The organism is Streptomyces sp. WZ-12, assembly GCF_028898845.1.
Lineage (GTDB): Bacteria > Actinomycetota > Actinomycetes > Streptomycetales > Streptomycetaceae > Streptomyces.
In genome coordinates this window covers 1,158,161-1,183,286 of record NZ_CP118574.1, presented here as the reverse complement: position 1 = coordinate 1,183,286, position 25,126 = coordinate 1,158,161, and the positions used below count along the sequence as shown (strand labels likewise).

Here is a 25,126-nt window from a genome sequence, read left to right as displayed (position 1 = left end):
CGAGGGGAGCGGGCCCGTGTCGCCATCGGATGCCACGACCCTGCCGGTCCGGCCCGACCGGATCTTCGACCGCGCGGAAGAGTGGACGGACCTCGCGCGCTTCGCCTGCGACGACCGCCCCGGGACCACCCTCGCGCTGGTCTCGGGGCAGCGCCGCCAGGGCAAGACCGTCCTGCTGGAGGCGCTCAGCCGGGCCACCGGCGGCTTCTACTTCGACGGGCAGGCGGCGGCTGAGGCGGAGTCCCTGCGGCGCCTGGCGGAGCGGCTCGCCGAGCACACCGGGGCCGACCGGCCGCCGCACTGGCACCGCTGGGACGAGGCCGCCGAGGCACTGCTCGCGCTGGGCGACGAGCGCCCCGCCGTGGTGATCATCGACGACTTCCCCGAACTCGTCGGACACAGCCCCGCGCTCTCCTCGCTCCTGCACTGCGCCTTCCTCCGCGTGCACCAGGAGCGCCCGCACAACCGCACCCGCCTGATCCTCAGCGGCGCCAGCCCCGCCGTCATCCGCCGGCTGTTCGGCGGCCCCTCCTCGCTGCACGGCCTGGCCTCCCTGGAGGTGGCGGTGCGGCCGTTCGGCTTCCGCAAGGCGGCCCGCTTCTGGGGCATCCGGGCGCCCCGGCTCGCCGTGCAGGTGCACGCCGTCGTCGGCGGCACCCCCGCCTACCGCGGCGACCTGGTCTGTGACGACGCCCCCGCCGGCCCGGACGACTTCGACGCCTGGCTCTGCCGGACCGTCCTCAACCCCCGGGTGCCGCTGTTCTGGGAGGCCCGCCACCTGCTGGAGCAGGAGGGCGACTACGCGGACCGCGCGCTGTGCCACTCCGTCCTGGTCGCCATCGCCGGCGGCCGCTCCACCCCCGGCGGGATCGCCGACCGCCTCGGCGCCTCGCTCCACGACGTCTCCCACGTCCTGGCCGCGATGCGCCACCACGGACTGCTGCACGACGAGGCCGACGCGTTCCGGCCCGGGCTGACCCGCTACCGCATCGCCGAACCGCTGCTCGCCTTCGAGCACGCCATCGCCTGGCCGCACCGCGCGGCACTGGAGCAGGAGGAGACGGCCCAGGTGTGGCGCCGGATCCGCCCGGACTTCGACGCCACGGTGGCCGCCCCACACTTCGCCCAGCTCTGCCGGGAGTGGGTCACCCAGTACGCCGCCTGGGACACCTTCGGCGGCGCGGTGCACACGGCCGTCCGCGGCACCGTCCCCGACCCGGAGGGGAACGCCCGGCTCGACGCCGAGGTCGTCGTCCGGGGCACCGCCGACGGGCGGCCCGGCGCGCTGCTCTCGGTCGGACTGGCCCGCTGGAACGAGGCCATGGACGTCCCGCACCTGGACCGGCTGCGCCGGATCCTCGCCCTGGTCACCGCGGCCGGGGAGGACACCGGCCGGACCGTGCTCACCTGTTACAGCGGCGTCGGCTTCGGCCCGGAGCTGCGCGCCGCCGAGGCCAAGGGCGAGGTCCTGCTGGTCGGCGCGGACCGGCTCTACCACGGCGAGTGAGCCCCCGCTCCTGACCGATGGCCGAGTTCCAGGAACTGCTCGACCGGATGAACCACTCCCTGGAGTCCGCCGCGTTCACCCCGCCGCTGGCCGAGGCGCCGGCCTTCGCCCCGCCGGCCGACCTGCCCGAGACCGACGAGGCGTACGTCGTCGAGTGCGAACCGCCCGGCATCCGGCGCGCGGACCTCGACGTCGAGGTCGGCGAGCACGAGGTGAGCATCTCCGGGGAGCTCAGAAAGTCCGAGCGGGCCGGTGCGCTGCGCCACCGCGGCCGCCCCACCGGGCAGTTCGAGTACCGGGCGCCGCTCCCGGTGGACGTGCGGTCCGGTGACGTGACCGCCTCGCTCACGGACGGCATCCTCACCGTGACGATCCCGAAGGCGCAGGCCACCAAGCCGCGCCACATCGAGATCCGGGGCTGAACCGGGCCGGCGGCGCCGTGCTCGCCGCCGCCGGTCGCCGCCGCGGACCGGCACCGCGCCCGCCCGGCGGCCGGCCACCGCCCCCGTGCGGTGCGCGGCGACGCACGCACACTGGAAGGAGGCGCGGCGCACGCCCGAAACGGCGTGCGCGGACAGTCACGGCAGTGCAGGGAAGGGTGAGTGGCGATGCAGGCGCACAAGGGAGACGTACTGCGCATCACCGGACGCGCGGTGGGCAGCCCGGAGCACCGGGCCACGGTGGTCGAGGTGCTCGGCCGCAACGGCGAACCCCCGTACCGGGTGCGCTACGAGGACGGCCACGAGACGGAGATCTTCCCCGGCCCGGGCTGCGTCACCGAAGGCACCGCCGGGGCGCGCCCCGCGCGGAGCGACGCGCCCCGGCACACGGTGTAGCCCCATGGGACGCCGAGCGGCGGCGCGCCGGCAGCGCGCGGGGGCCGCGGGAGTCGGACAGTCGGGGCGGGTCGGGAAGCCCGGCCGGGGCGGCGGGAACCCGGGTCGTGTCGGTGGGCCGGACGCCACCGGCAACTCGCCCAACAGCGCCGGGAGTTCCGGACGTTCCGGGAGTGCGTCGAGTGGCGTCGACCAGCCCCCGCGGGCCGATGAGCTGCCGGGCGGTCGACTGCCGCCGCGCCAGGAGCCGAAGCCCAAGCGGCCGGTGCGGACGATCCGGGTGCCCGGGCTCTTCGGCTGAGGTGGCGCCCCGTCCACAACCTCCCCGGACAGAACACCCAGGTCGGCGAGGCCGAACTGACCGGCGTTCGGCGCGCGGGCGTCGGCGTCGAGATCGGCGACCGGGAACTGCGCATCACCGGCGCGTACCAGGAGTGCGGGAGCGGGGGCGTGCTGCGCCGGACGACCCGCAGGACCGGCCGGTTCGCGTACCGGTCGCGTCTGACCGACGGGGTGCCGACCGCGACCGCCCCGAAGGACGAGCCCGCGCCCCCGCCGGATCGAGATCGCGGACCGAGCCGGCGGTCGGCGCGCGGAGGCTGCTCACTGGCTTGTTGGGCGGCGACCAACTCACTTGTACAGAAGGCGTGTTGTCGCTGTCGCACGCTCCGCCGGGGCTGCCTGCCCGCTCGGGTTCGGTGGCCGTCCCCGCCCTGGGGTGCCACCGCCCCGATTGACATGCAGCCAAATGGCTGCCTATCTTTTTTATGCAGCCAACCGGTTGCATAAAGGGGTGGGGCAGGAGAGACACGGGCCATGGACGAGGTCTTCAGGGCGCTGGCCGACGCGGGGCGCCGCCGGTTGCTGGACAGCCTCAACGCCCGCAACGGACAGAGCCTGCGGGAGCTGTGCGCGGAGCTGGAGATGACCCGGCAGTCGGTGAGCAAGCACCTGGCCGTGCTGGAGGCGGCCAACCTGATCACCACGCTCCGGCGCGGGCGGGAGAAGCTGCACTACCTCAACGCCGAGCCGATCAACGCCCTTGCTGACCGTTGGCTCAGCCACTACGACCGCGACCGGGCACGCGCCCTCGCCGACCTCACACGCGCACTGGAGACGCCACCCATGGACAGCAACGCGTTCGTCTACACCACCTACATCCGGACCACGCCGGAGCGGCTCTGGCAGGCCCTCACCGACCCGGCCTTCACCAGTCGCTACTGGGGCGTGGAGTTCGACACGGACTGGCGCGCCGGGTCGGCCATGACCTGGAACGAGGGCGGCGCCGCCACGGCCCACCCCGAGCAGGTCGTCCTGGAGTCCAGCCCGCACCGGAGACTGTCCTACACCTGGCACACCTTCACGCCGGAGTGGGCCCGGCGCATGGGCGTCGCCGAGGGCGTCCAGGCCGAGTTGGCGGCCGAGCCGCGCTCCAAGGTGACGTTCGAGATCGAGCCGCTCGGCGACATGGTGAAGCTCACCGTGGTCCACGACGGGTTCGCCGCCGACTCCACGGCCCGCGGCATGATCCAGAACGGTTGGCCCGCCCTGTTGTCCAACCTCAAGACCCTGTTGGAGACGGGCGAACTGCTCCAGGAGCCCGAGCCGCAGGCCCGGTCCTGACCCACGTCCCGACGGGCCCTCGCCAAGTCGGGGGAGCGCCCTCAGACCGTTGCCGACGCCCGCGCCGCGCGCGTCGAGGCGTCACCGGGAGCAGTGGACCCACTCCCGACCCGGGCCCCCGCGCCGCCGGCGCCGTCTCCGCCCTCCCCGCCCTCCGCCTCCGGCCGCATGAGCTGGGCGCCGGCCAGCAGTTCCGCGATCAGCTCGTCGAGGTCCAGGCGGCTTTCCAGCGCGTGCAGTTGGGGCAGTGTGGCCCGGGTGCTGACCTGGGGCGGGGCGAGCAGCCGGCAGCAGTCCTCGTCCGGGAGCACGGAGACGTCCGCGGTGCCGATGGCGCGGGCCTCGTCGATGATCTCCTGCTTCTCCCAGCCGACCAGGGGCCGGACGACGGGGAGCGCGGCGGCCTCGTCCACGGCCACGAGGTTCGCCAGCGTCTGGCTGGCCACCTGACCCAGGCTGTCCCCGGTGACCAGTGCCTGCGCCCGGATCCGGACGGCCAGCGCCGAGGCGGCCCGCACCATCAGCCGCCGCTGGGCGACCACCTGGAGCCGGCCGGCGCCGACCACCGCCAACTGCCGCTGCGCCCGCCCGAGGGCGATGACGTACAGCCGGCCCGGCGGCTGGTAACGGTTGAGTTCCCGGGCCAGCGCGTACGCCTTGTACGTCGAGGACGCGTTGGTGTACGGGGCGCCCGTGAAGTGGACGAAGTCGCAGGCCAGACCGCGGCGCATGGCGCGGTAGGCGGCCACCGGCGAGTCGTAGCCGCCCGACAGCAGCACCAGGGCCCGGCCGCTGGTCCCGACCGGCAGCCCGCCCTGGCCCGGATACCGGGCCCAGGACAGATAGGTCTCCTTGTGGTCGATCTCGACGGCCAGCCGGAGGCCGGGGTGGGAGAGGTCCACCGGCAGCCCGTCCAGGGCCTCCTGGATCCGGGCCCCCAGGTGGGCCGCCAGCCGTGACGACGTCATCGGGAACGCCTTGTCCCGGCGCTTGACCCGCACCGCGAAGCTGGCCACCGGCCGTTGGGCGGCCACCTCGGCGAGCGTCCGCACCGCCGCCGCGGTGATGGCGTCCAGGGAGCTGTCCACCCGGATCGCCGGCTGGACGGAGTTGAAGCCGATCACCCGGCGGGCCCGTTCGACCAGTGCCTCCTGCGGCACCTGGCCGCCCAGCACGGTGACGTTCTGCGCGATCTTGATCCAGGTCGATCCGCCGACACCGCGCAGCGCCACCCGGAGGTTGTCGTGCAACCGCTCGGTGAACAGCCGGCGGTTGCGCCCCTTGAGGAAGATCTCGCCGTGCTTGAGCAGGACGCAGGAACGGTCCGGGTCGCGCGTCCCGGTGGTGGGGAGGGATGGTGCGCCGGACACGACTCTCCTTCGGGTGGCGTCGTGCGGCCCGGAGCGCGGGCCCGTTGGGCTCTCGTCCGATGCCCCGCCCGTAGGACCGGGGAGGACCGCCGCACATCCAGAGTAGACACGCCGAGCGGCCCTCCCCTGGGAGCGAGGCGGGGGAACCCGCCGGTGTGCCGGGCGCCGCGTGGCCCGCGCCGGGAGCGGCCCGGGGCGGCGGCGGCCTCGGTCAGCCCGTCGGGGCGGGCCGCAGGCGGCCGGCGAGCGCGCGGGCGGCGAGTTCGAAGCGGAGCGCGCACTCGTGCCGGCCCCAGCCCGGGCCGGTCGGGTCGACGACCGGTTCGAAGACCCGCTGGAGCAGCACCACCACGTCGTCGTGCACGCTCGCGAAGTGGGCGAGATTGCGCCGCCATTCGCCGTGCCGGGCCGCGGGGGGCGACTCCCGGTGCAGGTGGTAGACGGCCGGCTCGGTGGCGTACCGCAGGCGCAGGCCGCGGCGGGTGAGCCGGTAGCCCAGCTCCGCGTCCTCCAACCCCCAGCCGACGAACGCCTCGTCGAAGCCGCCGGCCGCCACCAGATGACCGCGCCGCACCGAGGCGTTGCAGGCCCACACGTAGTGCCAGGCGGTCTCCAGCCCGGCCAGCTCGCAGTCGAACGCCTCCAGCACCGGCTCCCGTTCGTCGCCGCGCACCACCGGCGGCAGCGCCTCGAAACTGAACTCGTACCGCAGTCGCTCCCGGTCGACCGGGCCGTCCCCCAACTGGAACCGCCGGCCGACGACCACCAGGTCATCGCCCTCGGCATGGGCCCGGGCGTGCTCGGCGAGGAACGTCGGCGCCACCACCTGGTCCGCGTCGAGCAGCACGACGAGGTCGCCCGTCGCGTGCGCCAGCCCGAGGTTGCGGGCCCGCGCCCGCCCGGACGCGGGGGAGCGCGGCTCGTAGACGTAGCGGACGTCGAGGCCGGCCGGCAGCGCGGCCACCATCCGGTCCGTGCCGTCCGCGGAGCCGTCGTCCACCACGATCACCTCGGCCGCGTGCGCGGTGTCGAGCGATTGGCGGGCCAGGGCCAGCAGACACAACTCCAGCGCGTCCCGGGCGCGGTAGGCGGGGACGACGACGCTTATCCTCATGCGACGGTGATCCTCACGCTCCGATGGGCCTCGATCCTCGACGGGCGGCAGCCTGTTGAAGGACATGCGTGACCACAGCTCACCCGGAGCCGTGGCGCTGCCCGCGGATTCCGACGGACCCGGTGATCCCTTTCCGGCCTCCGGGTCGCGGGCGCGGAGCGGCGCCGGGTGACGCGGGAAGTCAATCACCGCGTCAAGACAAGGGTCAACTGCCCACTTTCGGGCCCGAATTCACCACCTTGACGGGAATGTTCCGGTGCAGTAGAGCGCCGACCCGGCGTTCCACCGGCCGCGCACCACCCCTGGCGGCGACAGAGTTGGGGATGCTGGGGCGGGTGCGCGGCTCTGGGGCGGATGCGCGCAGGAGCGGACCCGGGGCGTCGAACGTCCTTCTGTCCGCGCCCTGTTCGGCCGGTCCCCGGCGGCCCGAACGGCGCATCGGAAACCGGTCCGAACACGGCCGAGAGTCCGCCCCGAGGGTGGCGGCGGATTTCCCCTCCCGTGCCGCGTGCGCTAGGAGAACCCCCTAGCGACGGCGCTCCACCCGTCCCTCGTCCCACACCGGCTCCGGCACCTCCCGGACCCGGCCGTCCTGACCGAAGACCAGGAACCGGTCGAACGACCGGGCGAACCAGCGGTCGTGCGTGACCACCAGCGCCGTCCCCTCGTACGCCTCCAGCCCCTTCTGGAGCGCCTCGGCCGACTCCAGGTCCAGGTTGTCGGTCGGCTCGTCCAACAGCAGCGCGGTGGCGCCACCGGTCTCCAACAGCAGGATCTGGAACCGGGCCTGCTGCCCGCCGGACAGCTTCTCGAACGGCTTGTCCCCGTGCTGGTCCAGCTCGTAACGGCGCAGCGCGCTCATCGCCGGCCCCCGGCTCTTCGCATGCTCGGTCCACAGGATGTCGCACAGCGTGCGCCCCATCAGCTCGGGGTGTGCGTGGGTCTGTGCGAAGTGCCCCGGCGCCACCCGGGCGCCCAGCTTCCACTGCCCCGTGTGCGCCACGTCCTCGCCCGCCAGCAGCCGCAGGAAGTGCGACTTCCCCGACCCGTTGGAGCCCAGCACCGCGACCCGCTCGCCGTAGAAGACCTCCAGGTCGAACGGCTTCATCAGCCCGGTCAGTGCCAGCCGTTGGCAGGTGACCGCGCGCACCCCGGTGCGGCCGCCCTTGAGCCGCATGGTGATCTTCTGCGGCCGCGGCGGCTCCGGTGGCGGGCCGATCTCCTCGAACTTCTGGAGCCGGGTCTGCGCCGCGTGGTACCGCGACGCCATCTCGTCGCTGCGCGAGGCGTACTGCCGCATGTCCACGACCAGCCTCTTCAACTGGGCGTGCTTCTCGTCCCACCGCCGCCGCAACTCCTCGAAGCGCTCGAACCGCTCCGCCCGCGCCGCGTGGTACGTCGCGAAGCCGCCGCCGTGCACCCACACGTCGCTGCCGGCCGGCCCGGGCTCCACGCTCACGATCCGCCGCGCGGACCGCGCCAGCAACTCCCGGTCGTGCGAGACGAACAGCACCGTCTTGCGGGTCTCCCGCAACTGCTCCTCAAGCCACTGCTTCCCCGGCACGTCCAGGTAGTTGTCCGGCTCGTCGAGCAACAGCACCCCGTCGGGCCCGCGCAGCAACGCCTCCAGCACCAGCCGCTTCTGCTCACCGCCGGACAGCGTCCGCACCGCCCGCCACTGCGCCTTCTCGTACGGGATGCCCAGCGCCGACGTGGTGCACATGTCCCACACCGTCTCGGCCTCGTAGCCGCGCGCCTCCGCCCAGTCGCTCAGCGCCTGGGCGTAACCCATCTGGGCCGCCTCGTCGTCCCGCTCCATGAGGGCGAGTTCGGCCTCGTCGACGGCGTGCGCCGCGTGCCGGATCCGCTCCGGTGCGACCGCCACGAGCAGGTCGCGCACCGTCCGCTCGTCCCGCACCGAGCCGACGAACTGCGGCATCACCCCAAGGCCCCCGCTGACCGTCACCGATCCGCCGTGCGGCTTCAACTCGCCCGAGATCAGCCGCAACAGCGTGGTCTTGCCCGCGCCGTTCGCCCCGACGAGCGCGGCGACGGCCCCCTCGCCCACCCGGAAGGAGGCGTCATCGAGCAACACCCGCCCGTCCGGCAGGTAGTACTCCACGTGCGCGACTTCTACATGCCCCATGAATCGGCCCAAACTGAGGAATCGTTGCGAAAATTGCGGAACCCGGCACCCGATCGCAACGCGACGAGCGGCGCCCCCGCACACTCTTCCTGGTCCGGGCCCCGCCGGCCAATCGGTTTTCGCGCCGGTCGCGTCTCCCGGCCGGCTCGGGGCGCACGAGGGAGACGACCGGTCAACTTCCCTTACCCATCGGCGCGGACGGGCTTCTCCCAGACGGACACGTGCCGTTGGCTCTCGCCCGTGAACAGCTCCTCTGCCCATCCGCCCCACCGCTCGCGCAGCCGCAACCCGGCGAGCTGCGCCATCAGATCGAGCTCCGCCGGCCAGACGTACCGGAAGGGCGTCGAGGAGAAGCTGCCGCGGCCGTCGACCACGTCGACGTAGTGGGAGCTCATCGCCTGCGTCGCCACGTCGTAGACGTCGTACGCCCAGCGCGTCGGGCCGGTCTGGAACGGGACGGCCTGCGCCCCGGGCGGCAGCTTGCGCAGCTCGGGGACCATCACCTCGACGACGAAGGCGCCACCCCGTTCGAGGTGGTCAGCGACGTTGCGGAAGCAGTCGACCTGCGCCTGTTGGGACGTCAGATTCATGACGGTGTTGAAGACCAGATAGGCGACGGAGAAGCGCCCGGCCACCCGCGTCGTCGCGAAGTCGCCGATGCTCACGCCGATGTCGTCGCCGCCCGGCTTGGCCCGCAGCCGGGCGACCATCGCCCGGGACAGGTCGATGCCGTGCACCGGGACCCCGCGGCGGGCCAGCGGCAGCGCGATCCGCCCCGTGCCGACGCCCAGCTCCAACGCCCGGCCCCGCCCGGCCAGTTGGGCCAGCAGCGTCACCGCCGGATCCACCGCCTCCGCCGCGAACATCTCCGCACAGTCCGCGTCGTACCTGGCCGCGACGCCCTCTCCGAAGTACCCGTCCTCGTCCACCATGCCCGGACCGTACTGCGCCGGCCGGGTCCGCCGCCCGGTATTTTCCGGCGGGCTCGGGCGCCCGCGGCCCGGAGCACCGCGCCGCCTGCGCACTGCCGGCACGGCCCCCGGGCCCGCCCCGCTCACTCCCACACCATGGTGATCTCGCGGCCGATGTTGACGTAGCCGGCGCGCTGGAAGGCGGCTGCCATGGGGGAGTTGCCGAGGTCCGTGGACGCCCGGATGCGGGGGACGTCCTGTGCGGCGAGGACGCGGGTGCCCTCGGCGAGCAGGTCGTCGATGTAGCCGTTGCCGCGGTGCTCGGGCAGCACGGCGATATAGGCGACGACGGCGTTGTAGCCGTTGTGGGCGGGGAGGACGAAGCCCACCGGAGCGCCGCCGGGGAGGGTGGCGACGCGCCACCAGTCCCTGGGGCTGGTGTAGTTGGCGAGCTCGCCGTCGTAGTGCTCGACGGCCGCCGCGCGCGGGGACATCCGGGTCAGGTCGGCGCGGCTGTGCGCGTCCAGGGTGCCGGCGAGCGCCCCGGTCATCAGGGCGAGCAGCGGCTCCGGGTCCGGTGCCGGGGTGAAGGAGAGGCGTCCGGTCGGCGTGGGGACCGGCGTCCCCGGGCGCCACTCCAGGCGCAGCCGCTCGACGAACGGCCGGGCGCCGGCGCGCTCCAGGACCGTCATCCGGTCCCGGACGACCTGCCGGGCGGCCGGGGTGTCGCGCCAGTCGGGCGGGACGAAGCGGCCGTACTCGGGCGGGGTGGCGCCGCGCGGGAGGGTGGCGGCCAGGGCGGTGCGCAACAGGCGGACGCCGACGTCGATCCGCTCGTGGCCCGGGAGTTCGTCGTCGAGGTCGAGGAGGTCCAGCAGGGCCGGGGCGTCGTTTCCCGGTCGGGTCCACCAGGCGAGCCTGGCCAGCGGCCGGTCGCCGCGGAGCGCCAGCCACATCCACTCCGGCCGTCGACGGCCCTGGGCGAGGTCGTCCGCCAGCTCGTCGTTGAGGAGGTAGGGCAGGCGGTTGAAGAGGTCGAGCTCGTGCGGTCCGGCGAGCGGACGCAGCGTCAGTTCGGGTGTTTCCACGGTCGGGGGCACTCCCTTGAAGGTGCCCGTCCGCCTCCGGGGTTCAGCTCTGGTCGGAACCCCGGGAGGGGACGGGCGAGATGGTCATGGTGGTCATCGACCCGTCCCTCCTCTCGTTGTGTCGTCGTGGCCCGGCGGCGCGTGGTGGCCGGGGCTCGGAGGTTAGAGGTAATCCCCTCTCGGCGCACCGTGCAACTCCTTTTCGTGGGCGGGAGTGGGAACGGCGGGTCGACCGGGTCAGCACGGCACGGCCCCTCGGTGCGGCGAAGCGGGGCGTGCCGGGGGAACCGGCCGACTGCGCGGGGGAGCCGGTGCGGAGGATGTCGGCCCGGCGCCGGGCCGACAACTGCCGTCCGCCCGGCGGTCGTCGGCCCGTCGCCCGTGGTCGCCCGGCGTCGGATCAGCCGGCCGGGACGACGTTGGTGGCGTCCAGCGCGGGACGCAGCGCGCGGGCGAGCCGGACCGCGTCGCCGACCACCCAGAAGTGCACGAAGAACAGCCGGGGGTGGTCGGTCAGCCCGTGGTTGTGGAGCTCCACCAGCTTGGCGCCGGCCCGTCGCAGCGCCCGGAGCACGTGCTGGACCTCGTCGGCGACCATGCAGCAGTCCGCGCTGATCGCGGCCCGTCCGTGGCCCAGCGGTTGGAAGTTGAGGGCACTGGTCGAGCCCAGGCCCGGCGGGAGCACCATATGGCCGTCGGTGATCTTCTCGCGGCGGACGAAGACGCACTTGTAGATCCCGTCGTCCACGGAACCCTTGGCGCCCAGGGCGCGGGCGATCCCGGCGGTGTCCAGGTCGACCTCCTCGTCCGGGTCGGAGGTCGCCGGCGGCGGGGTCCCGGTGCCGGCGAACGCGGCGCGCAACCCGCGCGCCACCGCCACCGGGTGGTGGCCGTGCGCGTGCACATGGACCCACCAGACGTTGGGGCGCTGGGCCAGCAGGTGCTTGTGCAGGGCGGTCAGCCGGATCCGGTGTTCCTGCAACGTGTCGATGAAGTCCTGCAGTTCGTGCTCGGTGACCACGATGTCGCCCATCAGCAGGGTGCTGTGGTCGGTGTACCGGACGAAGGAGCAGTGCGAGCCCAGGGCGAGGGCCGATCGGACCCGGACGCGGTGGGAGACCACCCGGAGGTCCCGGCGGGGGAGCCCGATGTGGAACATCACGTTGCGCTTCACGTCGCCGCCGCGGCCCATCGCCTTGGCGACGGCCTTCCAGTCGTCGGGGGTGGTGTGGACGGGGGTGATCAGCTTCCGCCCGTGCGCCGCGGTCGACTCGGCGGGGCCGGCGGTGGGGCCGGCGGCGGGGCGGGCGGGTGCGGGGGTGGGCGTCGCGGCGAACACGGGGACGAGCGCCGCCGCGGCCAGCACGCGCCGCCGCGGGGACCCCACGCGCGGATCGGTGGTCTGCTGTCGGTCTTCAGCCATTACCTGAGCACCTCCACGAGGACCTCCATGAGGAGTGGCAGCATGGCTGACCTGATGCCCCGTCATCCCGCAACGAGGGGCCAGGTGGACTAAGCGGTCCAGCGGGATGGGTGAACGGGCGGGCGAAAAACGCGGGTACGGCGCATGCCCGTTCCCGTGAGGGCGGGCATGGCAGCGCGGCCGCCGCCCGGCGACCAGCGGGCAACGTGCCGCAGGGGAGGCGCTGTTGGGCCACCGTCACCAGTGGGCGCGCTGCGCGTCAGTCCCCCGCCTCGGCGAGTCGGCGGAGCACCGGCTCCACCTCGGCCAGCAGTTGGACCTCCTCCGGGCGGAGCACGCTCAGGCGGCGGGCGAGGACCTGGGCCTCGCCGCGGGCCACCTCCGCCAGCGCCGCCGAGCCCCGCTCGGTGAGCAGGACCCGGCTGGCGCGCCGGTCGTCGGGGTCCGCCTCCCGGCGCACCAGGCCGGCGGACTCCAGGCCGAGGACGGCCGCGGTGGCGGTGGGTTGGGAGCACGGCACCCACTGCGCGATCTCCCCGATCCGGGACGGTCCGCGCTGGGTCAACAGCGCCAGCACCGCGGTGTGCGTGAGCTGGATGCTGCCCGCCGTGGCGGACCTGCGCAGGCTCCGGGTGAGCCGGTGCAGCGAAACCACCAACTGCAGCGCCGCGTCGTCACCGATCGTCATCGCTCACCCATCGCCTGCCGTACCGGACTCGGGTCCGAGGGGCCCGTGCGGCCCCGCCGTGGATCAGGAGAGCGTAATGGTGGGGGAGTACATCTCCAACCAGAGCGCCAGGTCCAGGGTGCGTTCGAGGCCGCGCCGGGACGCCTGGGTGATCTGCGGCGCGCTGTGGTCCGCCGCGCGTTGGAGCCAGTTGCGGTCCACGATGTCGAAGATCTGGTGCGAGGGGCGCGCCAACAGGTCCTTGGCGTGCTGCTGGAGCGCGACCGCGTACCGCGGGTCCTGCGTGGACGGGTACGGGCTCTTCACCCGGTCGTACACCGAGCGCGGCAGCACATCGGCGGTGGCCTCGCGCAGCAGGCTCTTCTCCCGGCCGTCGAAGGACTTCAGCGACCAGGGGGTGTTGTAGACGTACTCCACCAGGCGGTGGTCGCAGAACGGGACCCGCACCTCCAGCCCGACGGCCATGCTCGCCCGGTCCTTGCGGTCCAGCAGGATCCGCACGAAGCGGGTCAGGTGCAGATAGCAGATCTTCCGCATCCGGTACTCGAAGTCGCTCTCCCCGTCGAGCCGTTCGACGTCCTTGATGGCGCGGTCGTAGTTGTCCTGGACGTAGGAGGGCAGGTCCAGGGCGCCGTTGAGGTCGGAGGTGAGGATGTGGTCGTCGTCGCCGAAGTGCTGGATGAAGCCCACCAGCCAGGGGAAGGTGTTGGCCTTCCGGGCGTTCTCGTCGAAGAACTGCTTGTACCCGCCGAAGACCTCGTCGGCCGACTCGCCGGACAGCGCCACCGTCGAGTGCTGCCGGATCGACTTGAACAGCAGGTACAGCGAGGAGTCCATGTCGCCCAGGCCCATGGGTATGTCGCGGGCCCGGATCATCTTGGCGCGGACGTCGAGGTCGGCCAGGGTGGCGGAGTCCAGCACGATGTCCTGGTGCTCGGTGCGGGCGAGCCGCGCCACGTCGTGCACGAAGGGGGTGTCGGGGGTGGCGCGGAGGTCGTCGGCGATGAAGTTCTCGGTCTGGCCGACGAAGTCGACGGCGAAGCTGCGCACCGTCTCGCCCACCTCGCCGAGTTGACGGGCCGCCAGCGCGGTCATCGCCGAGGAGTCCAGCCCGCCCGACAGCAGGGTGCAGCGCGGCACGTCGGAGACCAACTGGCGGCGGACGATGTCGTCGAGCAGGGTCCGGACGTGGCCGATGGAGGTCTCGCGGTCGTCCTGGTGGGCCCGGGTCCGCAGTGCCCAGTAGGCGTGCCGGCGCAGCCCGTCGCGGTCGACGGTGACCACGGTGCCGGGCTCGACCTCCCGCATGCCCTCCCACACCGCGTGCCCCGGCGTCTTGACGAAGGCGAACATCTCGCGCAGCCCGTCCAGGCCGACCCGCCGCTCGGCGAGCGGGTTGGCCAGGATCGCCTTCGGCTCGGAGCCGAACAGCACGCCGTCGGCGGTGGGGTAGTAGTAGAACGGCTTGATGCCCATCCGGTCGCGGATCATCACCAGCCGCTGGCGCTGCTCGTCCCAGACCGCGAACGCGAACATCCCGTTGAGGCGTTCGGCGACCGCCTCGCCCCACTCCAGGTAGGCGTGCAGCACGACCTCGGTGTCGGAATCGGTGGTGAACCGGTGTCCCTTGTCGAGCAGTTCGCTGCGCAGCTCGCCGTAGTTGTAGGTCTCACCGGAGTACACGAGGACGACCTTGGTGCCGTCGGCGCGCTCGGCGATCATCGGCTGCCGCCCGCCGGGCAGGTCGATGATGGCCAGGCGCCGGTGGCCCAGTGCCGCGGGTCCCTGTACCCAGGTGCCGCGGTCGTCGGGCCCGCGGCAGGCCATCGTCTCGGTCATCGCGTCCACGGTCGCCTGCTCGGCGCGCAGTTCGCGGTCGAAGGAAATCCAGCCGGTGATGCCGCACATGCCTTGTCCTCCTCCTCCGAGCCCTGGGGGCCGCCGGCGCCGCGGAACCGCGGGACGGGCCGCGGCGGACCGGGGGTCGGGAGGGGGCGGGCAACGCCGAGGAACGGTCGCCCGACCCGTCTCGCCAGAGTCAGTTGTATCGAGCACCTATGTAACGAGAGTGTTCCTCGGAAGCCGGTCGCGTCAACCAGGGCGTCATACGGGACGGCGCGCGCCGGGGCCCGCCGGGGCGCGGGTGACGGCCCGGCGACCGGCCGGTGCGACGGTGCTGAACTGCGGGTTCGGCGAGGGGACGGGCGCCGGGCGGCGCCGGCGGGGGAGCGGGCGCCCTACGGGAACGAGGGAAAGTTTTACCGGGAAGTGACGGACCGGAGTGGCTTCGGAGCCCTGGGGAACGGGAGCGGGCCGGCCGCGCGGAGATCCGCACGGCCGGCCCGGTGGGTCCCGCGTCAGACGCTCTTCTTCCGGCCCGCCCGCCCGGCGACCGGCACGTCCAGGGCGCGGGCGATACCCACCACGCCCTCGTCGAGGCGCTGGAGGTGCCGCAGCACCCGGAAGGTGACGGTGTGCGACGGCGGCACCGGCGAACCGTCGGCCTCCAGCAGCGAGGCGATGCTGGCGCCCGCCTCCACCTCGCCGTCGACGGGCTCGTCGTTCACCCGGGCGGCAATCAGCTCGATGTTGCGCGCGATCCGCCGGCCGGCGCGGGCGAGCCGGGGATCGGCCGCCACCGACCGGCTGGCCGGCAGGAGTTCGGCCGTCGCCGCCAGCGAACGCGCGTGGTAGGCGCAGGTCTCCAGCAGCGCCACCAGATAGCGCGCGGTCTGCCGGCGCACCCGCAGCGGGGTGATGGGGTGCACCAGCGGCTGGGTGGAGCCGCGCAGGTCGCTGAGGGCGGTGTCCAGATCGCGGGCCCGGGTCAGCAGGTCCTCCGCGGGGCCGCCGGAGAGCTGGGTCACCGCCGCCGACACCGCGTCCCGGAGCCGGTCCAGGACCGTGCCCAGGTGCTCGTCGGTGCGCCGGTCGGTGTGCACCGGGAGCACCAGCACCGCGGCGATGATGCCGCACGCCGCGCCCAGCGCGGTCTCCTCGATGCGCAGCACCAGCGTCGCGACGCTGTAGGTGTTGAGGAGGGTGTAGAGCAGGCCGAGCATCGCGGTGACGAAGAAGGACATCAGCGCGTACGACAGCGGCGCGGTGAAGAACATCCCGAAGACGCAGAGCAGCACCAGCGCGAACGCCGTCCAGGTGTGGTTGCCCACCAACCCGGCCAGCGCCACACCGGCGATCACGCCGAGGACCGTGCCCAGCAGTCGGCGGTAGCCCTTGACCAGGATCTCGCCCGTGGAGGCGGTGTTGAGGAACACCACCCAGCAGGTCAGGACCGCCCAGTACCAGCGCTGGGTGGACAGGAACTCCCCGCCGACGATGGCCAGTGCGGAGCCCGCCGCGACCTGGAACGCGGCCCGGGTGGTGGGCCGTTGGAGTCCGGTGCGCTCGTCCTCCTCGTCCTCCTCCGCGCCGACGATCGACAGGTCCTCGGCGTCGAGTTCCTCCCGCGAGCGGGCGGTCGCCGAGGTGTCGTCGGACTCGTCCTGCGGTCCGTCCAGCGCGATCCGCAGGCCCAGCACGGCCCGGGCGGCCTCGCCGAGCGCACGGAACGCGTCCTGCACCGCCGCGGAGCCGCGCGGCAGTTCGTCCTCGTCGCGGTAGCCGAGCAGTCGGTTGCGGACGTGGGCCAGCGCGGTGCCGCGGTCGCCGGGGGAGCGGTGGGCCACCAACAGCCCGAGCGCTTCGAGGTCCCGGCGCAGGGTGGGCACGGCGTTGCCCTCGGACTGCAGGGGTTTGGAGCCGGCCGGCACCGGGGCGTGTGGCAGATGCAGGGTGAGGGTGTCGGTGCGTTCCGCGCTGCGGGCGTTGAGCAGCGTCATGCCCAGGCGTTCGGCGGCGATCTCGGCGTCCGCGATGCGGCGTTGGAGCAGTGCCGCGGTGGCCGCGTCCCGGGTGCCCTCCTCCAGGCGGCCCTGGATCATCAGCGCCGTCTCGTGCAGCCGGGCGGTGTGCCGCCGCAGGTCGTCCAGGACGCCGTCCAACTCCTCGGGGTCGGCGTCCACCAACTTCCGCTGGGTGGCGACCAACTGGGCCAGGCGGGCTCGGAACGCCTCCCGCAGCCGGCCCAGCGTGTGCTCGGGGGTGTCCCGGACGACCGCGAACCGGATCACCGCGCTGCACGCGAACGCGACGGCCAGGGTCAGATACAGCTCCGGCAGCATCGCCACCTTGGCGTGCACGAAGAGCGAGATGAAGTAGACCTGAAAGCCGATCAGGCCCAGCGCCGTGCCGCGGTCGCCGAACCGGCGGGCGTAGGCGGCGCCGAAGATCAGCGCGATGAAGAACAGGTCACCGGTGATCACCTGGTTGTGCAGCAGCGCCCCCAGCGACACCGCGGCCAGCGCCGTCGGCAGCCCGAGGCCGAGGGTGACGGCCTGGCCGCGCACCTCCTTCTCCCGGATGGCGAACGTGGCGACCATCGCCGTCATCGCGCCGGCGACCATCAGCGAGACGCTGGTGCCGAGCAGCGCCAGGGCGACGAGGGCCAGCACGATCGCCCCCACCGTCCGCAACCCCGCCATCAGCCGCAGCAGTCCCGGGTCGGACGCCGCGAAGCGGTCCCAGATGCCGGTACTGGTCCGTCGTATCGCTGCCTTCACGCTGCCGTACGCTCCCCATCCTTGGCATCGGCCGAGGTCACATGCCGTCGGCCGGGCGTCCCCAGCATTGCACGAGGACCGGGAAAGCGGACGAGATCCGTCCCGTCAGGTGGCCTCGTAGGCGGCGCCGGCCACCGCGAGGTCCTCCCAGGCCATGCCGACGCTCTTGAAGAGGCGCGGCCGGTCCGGGTCGGCGGTGGCGGCTCCGGTGGCCAAACCGGCGAGCGTCAGCATCGATGCGGGCGCGAGCCGGCCGCTCTCCAACTCCGGGATCAGGTCGCCGGCCTCGCGGGCCGCGGCGGCCCGCGACTCGACCACGACCGTGCTGTCCAGGACGGTGGTGCCGTCCACCTCGCGGCTGCCGCGCTCGTGGGAGCCGACCGCGGTCACCGTGGCGTGCGGCGGGAGCAGCGCTCCGTCGAACAGCGGGGTGCGGGCGGTGGTGCAGCAGGCGACGAGGTCGGCGGCGGCGACCGTGGTCGGGTCGCCGGCCTCGACGGTCAGGCCGGTGTCCCGGCGGACGTCGGCGACGAAGCGCTCGACGTTGGCGGGGGTGCGGCCCACGACGGTGACGCGACGCAGCGGGCGCACCGCGCGGAACGCGTCGAGGTGGCCGCGGGCCTGCGGGCCGGTGCCGAACACCACCAGGTGGGCGGCGTCGGGGGTGGCGAGCAGATCGACGGCGAGGGCGGAGACCGCCGAGGTGCGCACGGTGGTCAGCGCGATCCCGTCGAGCAGGGCGACCGGGGCGAGGGTCGCGGCGTCGAAGAGGAGGTACTGGCCCTGGACGCGGGGGAGTCCGGCGGCCGGGTTGTCGGGGGCGACGGTGGCGACCTTGACGCCCGCGTACCGGCTGCGGTGCGCGGGCATCAGCAGCAACTGGCCGTGCTCTACGGGCACGATGGTGCGCGGCGGATCGGCCTCCGGGTCCGGGCCGTCGCGCAGCGCGGCGCGCAGCGCGTCGACGGCCGCGGCCATCGGGAGGGCGTGCAGCAGACGGGTCTCGTCGATGGTCCGCGGCAGGTGGGGGACCGGGGGTGTGGTGCTCATACCGCCGAGTCTGCCCCGGACCGGCGCCCGGATGCGTGATCCACCACGCACCGGGGGGAGGGTGCGGAGGGGAGGGGCGTCGATGTCCGGTCGGGTGCCCCTCCCCTCCGCGGCTCAGCAGGCGCCGAGGTCCTGCCAGACCCCGGAGCCGCCGGTGGAGGGCGCCTCGCCCTGCGTCCACCACCGGGCCTTCCAGGAGTGGCCGTTGAAGGAGACGGTGTCGCCGCCCACGTACACGGTGCCCGCGGCGTAGGGGCTGGCGGCGCAGTTGCCGCCCGGGGGCGTGGTGGGCGGCGCGGTGGTGGGCGGCGTGGTGGGCGGGGTGGCGCCGGCGAACTTCACCGAGAACTTGGTGAAGTCCCAGTCGCCCTGCGGCACGCTGCTACAGGTCCCCGACGTGCGGCCGTTGTTGTCCGGCGGGGTGCACTGCCGGTCCCGGTTGACCGACCAGTTGGTGAGCCGCGCCATGTGGTGGGAGGTGGCGAAGTCCAGCACGGTCTGGAAGTCGGCCTGGGTGAAGAACTCCCCGGTGTCGCTGCGGCCGTTCATCTGGGAGATGCCCTCGTGGGCGTAGGCGGTGGCCTCGTCCCAACCGAAGGTGGACCGCAGCACGGCGTTGAAGTTGGTGAGCGCGGAGGTCTGGGCGGCGGCGCCGTTGAAACCGCCGTCGAACGGCATGATGGAGAAGTTGTCCGGGGTGAAGGACTGGGACTTGGCCTCGTTCAGCATCTGCTTGCCGAACCAGCCGGTGCCGTCGGCGGTGCCGGCGGTGGTGACGGAGAGGTAGAGGCCGGGGTTCTTCTGCTGGAGGATCTTGGCGGCGCCGATCTCGTTGTGGATCGCCGCGGTGTTCTCGTACTCCGGCTCCTCCAGGTCGAAGTCGAGGGCCTTCAGGCCGTACTTGTCGATGACCTGTTGGTAGGCGGCGGCGGTGGCCTCGGGGGTGCCGCACGCCTGGCCCAGCTTGGTGCCGTTGTAGCCGCCGATGGAGGCGGAGACGTCGCCGCCCTTGGCGCGGATCGCGGAGATCACCTTGGCCACCGCGGTGTCCGCGTCCACCGGGTGGAGGCCGTCCCAAGTCGGCGCGCAGCCGCCGCCGTTGGGCGCGAGGACGAAGGCGAGTTGGAACGCCTTGATGCCGGTGGCGTCCATCACCGCGCCGGCGTCCGGTGGGTCGTTGTCGAGCGGCATGAGGTACGGCGCCGCCGCGTACCAGTTGCCGCCCAGCGCCGTGGGGGCGGTCACCGGGGCCGGTGGGGCGGCGTGGTGACCGGTGGCGAGCGCCGTGCCGGCGGCGGCGAGCGCGAGCGCGGCCGCCGAGACGGCCGTGGCGAGGGTCCTGAGTTGACGAGGTGGCACATGCCCTCCAGCGAGGCCGACGGGGGGATCCAGGGGGGTGGTCCAGACCAATCGACCACAGCGTGGACCCTCGGCGTGGGCACGTCAACACTTTGGACTGGACCACTACGCGCGAGCGCCGCCCGAGGGGTCCCGGGCGGCGCGGAGGGTGCGCGGACTCAGTCGGCCAGGTGGAAACCCGCGCCGACGCCGCCGTGCGCGTTCAGCTCGTCGATGATGCTCAGGATCGGTGAACTGTGCTGCGCGCCCCAGGCGTTGCCGACCAGCGTCTGGCCGTTGACCACCGGCGAACCGGAGTCACCGCCGTTGGTCCAGATCAGGTGGGTGAACCAGATGCCGTGGGTGCCCAGCTTGATGCCGCAGGTCAGGCCGGTCCGGTGGCCCTCCTTGCACATCCGGGTCCCGTTGGCCGGCGGCGCGCCGATCGACGTGATGGTCACCCCGCCGACCGTACTCGTGGGCCTGACCCGCTTCTCGTCCAGACGGATCACCGTGTAGTCCAGGCCCTTGGGGCCGGTGTTGAGCAGGTTGTTGGGCGTGCTGACGTACGTCACCGTGCCGATCTGGCCGGTCTTCAGGTCGGGGGTGCTCTTCGTGAGCGGGGCGGGCGCGGCCGCCGTCCCCGCGGGCGAGGCGTCCAGATAGACCGGCGCGCCGACCAGCTTGTTGCCCTTCTCGTCGATGAAGCAGTGGGCGTTGGTCAGGCCCACCAGATTGCCGGCCCGGTCCCGGCCGACCGCCGTGAGGGTGCAGACGTAGAAGTTCTTGTGCTGCTCGGGATCGGGCAGCATCCGGAAGATGATGCCGCTGCCGCCGCCGACGGGCGTGCGCGCATCGGCGCTCGCGCTCGCGGCCGGCGCCGCCGAGAGGGACAGGGCCGCCAGCAGGACGGCGGCGCCCAGCGCGCGTAAGGCGCGGAACATGCGATCACTCCCCGTGTGGTGGTGCTCAGTTGGTCGAAGGTCTGACCCGACCAGCTAAGCGCGGGCGGGGGTGTCCGCGCGACACATAATCCATTCTGGACTATGTGAGGTGCGTCACCTTGCGGTGGGTTGAACTCCTTTGTGGCTCAGTGGAGTTGGGCCGGCTGACGGGTTGGGGCTGATGGTGGCCGTGCGGGCGCATAGGGTGGCGTGTCGTGTCGCACATGTCCCGCATGCCCGTGCCGCTGCGCCGTGCCGTCGGCGCCCTGGCGCTCGCCGTCCTGCCGCTCGCCGGCTGCTCCCCGGCCGCTCCGGCGGAGGCGGGGCACCCGTCCCCGACGGCGCACGCCCGGCACGGCGTCGAACTGCCCGCCGCGGGCGCCGCGTTCGACTACCAGATCGGCGGCCCGTACCCCCCGGCCGACGGCGTCGAGGTCGTCTCCCGCGACCGCACCGCCCGGCCCGCGCCCGGCCACTACACCATCTGCTACGTCAACGCCTTCCAGGCGCAGCCCGGTACCGAGGCCCGACGCTGGTGGCAGCGGCACCACCCCGACCTGCTGTTGCGCGACCGGGACGGCGGCCCGGTCATCGACGAGGACTGGCACGAGCCGCTGCTCGACATCTCCACGGCCGCCAAGCGCACGGCCCTGCTCGACGTCGTCGGACGCTGGATCGACGGCTGCGCCACGGCCGGCTTCGACGCGGTCGAACCGGACAACCTCGACTCCTACGAGCGCTCCGAGGGCCTGCTCACCAAGGACCACGCGCTGGCCTTCGCCGCCCTGCTGACCCGACGGGCCCACGACCGGGGCCTGGCCGCCGCGCAGAAGAACACCGCCGACCTCCTCCCCGAAGCCCGCCGCGCCGGCTTCGACTTCGCCGTCACCGAGGAGTGCGCCCGCTACCGGGAGTGCCCCGCCTACGCCAAGACCTACGACGACCGGGTCTTCGACATCGAGTACCGCCGACCGGACCTCGCCACCGCCTGCCGCGCCTGGGGCGAGCGGCTCTCCTTCGTGCTGCGCGACCGCGACGTCGGCCGGCCCGGCGACGACGGCTACCTCCGCCGCACCTGCTGACCCGCCGTCCGTACCCGCCGGGCCCCGCCCGCGCCGGCGCCGCTGACCGGCCCGACCATCACCTAGACTCGCGAAAATGGCCAAGTACTTCGACGTCCATCCGGACAACCCCCAGCGCCGCACCATCGGGACGGTCGCCGAAACGATCCGCTCCGGCGGGCTCGTCGCCTACCCGACCGACTCCTGCTTCGCCCTCGGCTGCCAGCTCGGCAGCCGCGACGGCATCGACCGCATCCGGTCGATCCGGAACCTCGACGACCGCCACCACTTCACCCTGGTGTGCCAGAACTTCGCGCAGCTCGGCCAGTTCGTGCAGATCGACAACGACGTCTTCCGCGCGATCAAGGCCGCGACCCCCGGCCGCTACACCTTCATCCTCCCCGCGACGAAGGAGGTCCCGCGCCAGCTCCTGCACCCGAAGAAGAAGACCGTCGGCGTCCGCATCCCGGACCACACCGTCACCCAGGCGCTCCTCGCCGAGCTCGGCGAGCCGCTGCTCTCCAGCACCCTGCTGCTGCCCGACGAGGAGGAGCCGCTGACCCAGGGCTGGGAGATCAAGGAGCGCCTCGACCACGTCATCGACGCGGTGGTCGACTCCGGCGACTGCGGGACCGAGCCCACCACCGTCGTCGACTTCTCGGGCGACACGGTGGAGATCGTCCGGCGGGGCGCCGGCGACCCGGCCCGGTTCGAGTGAGGGGCGGCGCAACGATGGCACGCGGACGAGGCGGCGTGATACCGGTGGCCGCCGCGCTGTTGGCGGTCCAAGTCGGCGCGGTCGGGGCGGTGTTGGCCCAGGCGGGGCCGGCGGTGGCGAGCGCCCCCGCCGCGTCCCCGGCGACCGCGCTGCGGATCACCGAGGGCCAGGTCGGCGAGGTCGGGCCCGGCGGCACCCTCTTCTACCCCGCGGTGACCAGTTGTCTGACGGTCACCGTCCGGCTGGCGGACGGCGGGCTGATCGGCGCGCACGCGAGCCTGTTCCAGGTGCCGGGGGAGTACCGGTCCGACCGGATCCTCGCCGCCGTCAAGCAGCGGATCGGCGCCAGGGCGGTGCGGGCCGTGGAGGTGCGGGGCGCGGTCGGTGCCTGGCATCCCAGCTACTTCAGCCGGGCGATCGAGAGTTACCCGGAGGGCGCGCAGGTGCCGGTGCCCACCGCGCCCGACCCGGACGGACTGGCCCGGGCGGTGGCGGACGGGCTCGGCCAGCCGCGCGCCGGGGTCACCGTCCAGGACCTCCCCGACGGCGACCAGACGGTGAAGTGAGCCACCCCGACCGGTCACCTCTTGAACGCGGCGGGTATGCCCTGGGCGCACCGCGCCGAAGTGCATAGCGGCATCAACTCCGTTTAACGGCACGTACGTTGACGGTGGCTCGGTGGCCGGTCGGTGAAGTCGGGTAGGCCCTCTTGACGCACCCTTCACGAAGCTGAAGCATGCGACGGCGGGAGCGCGCTCCCCTCCCCCCACGGCTTCACTTCCTGAATCAGGAGGGTCGTCCATGACCCCTGCCTCCGAGGAACCCCCCACCCCGCAACGGCCCGCCGTCGGCCGCCGGGCCGTCCTCGGTGCCGCCGCCGCGGCCGCCGCGGCGCCCACCCTGCTCGGCCCCCTCAGGACGGCCGCCGCCGAAACCCCCCACCGGCCCCCGCGCGCCCTGCCCGGCGGCGGCGACCTCGGGCCCAACGTCCTGGTCTTCGACCCCGCCACGCCGGGCATCCAGGCCAAGCTGGACGAGGTCTTCCACCAGCAGGAGAAGGCCCAGTTCGACCAGGGGCGCTACGCCCTGCTGTTCAAGCCCGGCAACTACCACGGCCTCAACGCCCAACTCGGCTTCTACACCTCCATAGCCGGCCTGGGGCTGTCCCCGGACGACACCACCATCAACGGCGACGTCACCGTCGACGCCGGCTGGTTCAACGGCAACGCCACCCAGAACTTCTGGCGCTCCGCGGAGAACCTCGCCCTCGTCCCCGCCAACGGCACCAACCGCTGGGCCGTCGCCCAGGCCGCCCCGTTCCGCCGGATGCACGTCCGCGGCGGCCTCAACCTCGCGCCCGCCGGGGACGGTTGGGCCAGCGGCGGCTACCTCGCCGACTGCCGCATCGACGGCACCGTCGAGCCGCGCTCCCAACAGCAGTGGTACAGCCGCGACAGCGCCGTCGGCGGCTGGTCCAACGGCGTCTGGAACATGGTGTTCTCGGGCGTCGAGGGCGCCCCCGCGCAGACCTTCCCCACACCGCCCTACACCGTCCTGGACACCACCCCCGCCTCCCGCGAGAAGCCCTTCCTCCACCTCCACGGCGACGAATACCGGGTCTTCCTACCGGAGTTGCGCACCGCCGCCCGCGGCGTCACCTGGGGCAACGGCACCCCGCGCGGCACCGCGCTCCCGCTGTCGCGGTTCTACGTCGCCAAGCCCGGGGTCAGCGCCGCCACCCTCAACCAGGCGCTCGCCCAGGGACTCCACCTGCTGTTCACCCCCGGCATCTACCGCCTCGACCGGCCGCTCCAGGTGACCGCGCCCAACACCGTGGTGCTGGGCCTCGGTTACGCCACCCTGATCCCCGACAACGGTGTCACCGCCCTGAAGACCGCCGACGTCGACGGCATCCGACTGGCCGGCCTGCTGATCGACGCCGGACCGGTCAACTCCGCCACCCTGCTGGAAATCGGCCCGCCCGGCGCCTCGGCCGACCACGCCGCCAACCCGACCACCGTCCAGGACGTCTTCGTCCGGATCGGCGGCGCGGGCCCCGGCAAGGCCACCACCAGCATGGTGATCAACAGTCGGCACACCCTCGTCGACCACACCTGGGTCTGGCGCGCCGACCACGGCGACGGGGTGGGTTGGGAGACCAACCGCGCCGACTACGGCATCCGCGTCAACGGCGACGACGTCCTGGCCACCGGCCTGTTCGTGGAGCACTTCAACAAGCACGACGTGCAGTGGTACGGCCAACGGGGCCGCACCGTCTTCCTCCAGAACGAGAAGGCGTACGACGCCCCCAACCAGGCGGCCGTCCAGGACGGCAACGTCAAGGGCTACGCCGCCTACAAGGTCGCCGACTCGGTCACCACCCACGAGGCGTGGGGACTGGGCAGCTACTGCTACTACAACGTCGACCCCGGCATCGTCCAACACCACGGCTTCGCCGCCCCCAACACCCCCGGGGTGAAGTTCCACGACCTGCTGGTCGTCTCGCTCGGCGGCAAGGGCCAGTACGAACGCGTCATCAACGACAGCGGCGCCCCGACCTCGGGCGGCTCGACCACCCCCTCGACCGTGGTCGCCTACCCCTGACGGGACAGCGGTGACGGGCCACGCGATACCCACTTCTCTGTGGGTACTTGGCCAGCGGCCCGCCACCGGGAGAAGCTGATCACCGG

The 25,126-nt window shown here is 73.1% G+C and carries 20 protein-coding genes; 8 read left to right on the top strand and 12 right to left on the bottom strand.

The genetic code is table 11. The features are described from left to right. Positions 1 to 16 precede the first annotated feature (16 nt). From PV796_RS04810 to PV796_RS04795, 4 genes are all read left to right on the top strand, one after another. A complete protein-coding gene (locus PV796_RS04810; protein ID WP_274911650.1) occupies positions 17 to 1,507 on the top strand; it encodes an ATP-binding protein in 1,491 nt (496 codons plus the stop codon). Positions 1,508 to 1,524: 17 nt separating this feature from the next. Beyond that, positions 1,525 to 1,929, top strand: coding sequence for an Hsp20/alpha crystallin family protein (locus PV796_RS04805; RefSeq protein ID WP_274911649.1), 405 nt, complete (start codon positions 1,525 to 1,527; stop codon positions 1,927 to 1,929). Positions 1,930 to 2,115: 186 nt separating this feature from the next. Beyond that, positions 2,116 to 2,343, top strand: a complete 228-nt coding sequence (locus PV796_RS04800) for a DUF1918 domain-containing protein (protein ID WP_274911648.1) — start codon at positions 2,116 to 2,118, stop codon at positions 2,341 to 2,343. Between the two features lie 816 nt (positions 2,344 to 3,159). Further along, positions 3,160 to 3,966 (top strand): ArsR/SmtB family transcription factor, encoded by an 807-nt coding sequence (locus tag PV796_RS04795; protein ID WP_274911647.1) that lies wholly within the window; start codon positions 3,160 to 3,162, stop codon positions 3,964 to 3,966. 41 nt (positions 3,967 to 4,007) lie between these two features. Here PV796_RS04795 and thiI read toward each other — a convergent pair whose 3' ends face one another. The 12 genes from thiI to PV796_RS04735 all read right to left on the bottom strand — a co-directional run bounded on the left by thiI (position 4,008) and on the right by PV796_RS04735 (position 20,657). Next, on the bottom strand, positions 4,008 to 5,336 hold the full coding sequence (gene thiI / locus PV796_RS04790) for a tRNA uracil 4-sulfurtransferase ThiI (protein ID WP_274911646.1): 1,329 nt from the start codon (positions 5,334 to 5,336) through the stop codon (positions 4,008 to 4,010). A 211-nt stretch (positions 5,337 to 5,547) separates the two neighbouring features. Beyond that, the gene (locus PV796_RS04785) at positions 5,548 to 6,450 is read right to left on the bottom strand and encodes a glycosyltransferase family 2 protein (RefSeq protein ID WP_274911645.1); all 903 of its coding nucleotides are present in this window, start codon (positions 6,448 to 6,450) and stop codon (positions 5,548 to 5,550) included. 526 nt (positions 6,451 to 6,976) lie between these two features. After that, a complete protein-coding gene (locus PV796_RS04780; RefSeq protein WP_274911644.1) occupies positions 6,977 to 8,596 on the bottom strand; it encodes an ABC-F family ATP-binding cassette domain-containing protein in 1,620 nt (539 codons plus the stop codon). A gap of 182 nt (positions 8,597 to 8,778) precedes the next feature. After that, positions 8,779 to 9,528, bottom strand: coding sequence for a class I SAM-dependent DNA methyltransferase (locus PV796_RS04775; protein WP_274911643.1), 750 nt, complete (start codon positions 9,526 to 9,528; stop codon positions 8,779 to 8,781). Positions 9,529 to 9,650: 122 nt separating this feature from the next. Next, a complete protein-coding gene (locus tag PV796_RS04770) occupies positions 9,651 to 10,595 on the bottom strand; it encodes a GNAT family N-acetyltransferase (RefSeq protein ID WP_274911642.1) in 945 nt (314 codons plus the stop codon). A 400-nt stretch (positions 10,596 to 10,995) separates the two neighbouring features. Beyond that, the gene (locus PV796_RS04765) at positions 10,996 to 12,018 is read right to left on the bottom strand and encodes an LppY/LpqO family protein (protein WP_274911641.1); all 1,023 of its coding nucleotides are present in this window, start codon (positions 12,016 to 12,018) and stop codon (positions 10,996 to 10,998) included. A 259-nt stretch (positions 12,019 to 12,277) separates the two neighbouring features. Beyond that, entirely contained in the window at positions 12,278 to 12,706 is a 429-nt protein-coding gene (locus PV796_RS04760) for a MarR family winged helix-turn-helix transcriptional regulator (RefSeq protein ID WP_274911640.1), read from the bottom strand. 63 nt (positions 12,707 to 12,769) lie between these two features. Beyond that, positions 12,770 to 14,614: an asparagine synthase (glutamine-hydrolyzing) gene (gene asnB, locus PV796_RS04755; protein ID WP_274911638.1), complete on the bottom strand. Its 1,845-nt coding sequence runs from the start codon at positions 14,612 to 14,614 to the stop codon at positions 12,770 to 12,772. Positions 14,615 to 15,063: 449 nt separating this feature from the next. Further along, complete coding sequence (locus PV796_RS04750; RefSeq protein ID WP_274911637.1) at positions 15,064 to 17,325, bottom strand: FUSC family protein; 2,262 nt, start codon at positions 17,323 to 17,325, stop codon at positions 15,064 to 15,066. 105 nt (positions 17,326 to 17,430) lie between these two features. Beyond that, the gene (locus tag PV796_RS04745; protein ID WP_274911635.1) at positions 17,431 to 18,375 is read right to left on the bottom strand and encodes an ornithine cyclodeaminase family protein; all 945 of its coding nucleotides are present in this window, start codon (positions 18,373 to 18,375) and stop codon (positions 17,431 to 17,433) included. 114 nt (positions 18,376 to 18,489) lie between these two features. Next, positions 18,490 to 19,734, bottom strand: coding sequence for a chitinase (locus PV796_RS04740; protein WP_274911633.1), 1,245 nt, complete (start codon positions 19,732 to 19,734; stop codon positions 18,490 to 18,492). 158 nt (positions 19,735 to 19,892) lie between these two features. Then, a complete protein-coding gene (locus PV796_RS04735; RefSeq protein WP_274911631.1) occupies positions 19,893 to 20,657 on the bottom strand; it encodes a trypsin-like peptidase domain-containing protein in 765 nt (254 codons plus the stop codon). A 233-nt stretch (positions 20,658 to 20,890) separates the two neighbouring features. Between PV796_RS04735 and PV796_RS04730 the strand changes: the two genes are divergently transcribed. The 4 genes from PV796_RS04730 to PV796_RS04715 all read left to right on the top strand — a co-directional run bounded on the left by PV796_RS04730 (position 20,891) and on the right by PV796_RS04715 (position 25,040). Then, positions 20,891 to 21,739 carry an endo alpha-1,4 polygalactosaminidase gene (locus PV796_RS04730; RefSeq protein ID WP_274918861.1) on the top strand — a complete coding sequence of 283 codons (849 nt, stop codon included), beginning with the start codon at positions 20,891 to 20,893 and terminating at the stop codon, positions 21,737 to 21,739. Between the two features lie 76 nt (positions 21,740 to 21,815). Next, positions 21,816 to 22,436, top strand: coding sequence for an L-threonylcarbamoyladenylate synthase (locus PV796_RS04725; protein WP_274911629.1), 621 nt, complete (start codon positions 21,816 to 21,818; stop codon positions 22,434 to 22,436). Positions 22,437 to 22,450: 14 nt separating this feature from the next. Further along, a complete protein-coding gene (locus tag PV796_RS04720; RefSeq protein ID WP_274911627.1) occupies positions 22,451 to 23,002 on the top strand; it encodes a hypothetical protein in 552 nt (183 codons plus the stop codon). 235 nt (positions 23,003 to 23,237) lie between these two features. Then, positions 23,238 to 25,040, top strand: coding sequence for a coagulation factor 5/8 type domain-containing protein (locus tag PV796_RS04715; protein ID WP_274911626.1), 1,803 nt, complete (start codon positions 23,238 to 23,240; stop codon positions 25,038 to 25,040). Positions 25,041 to 25,126: the final 86 nt, after the last annotated feature.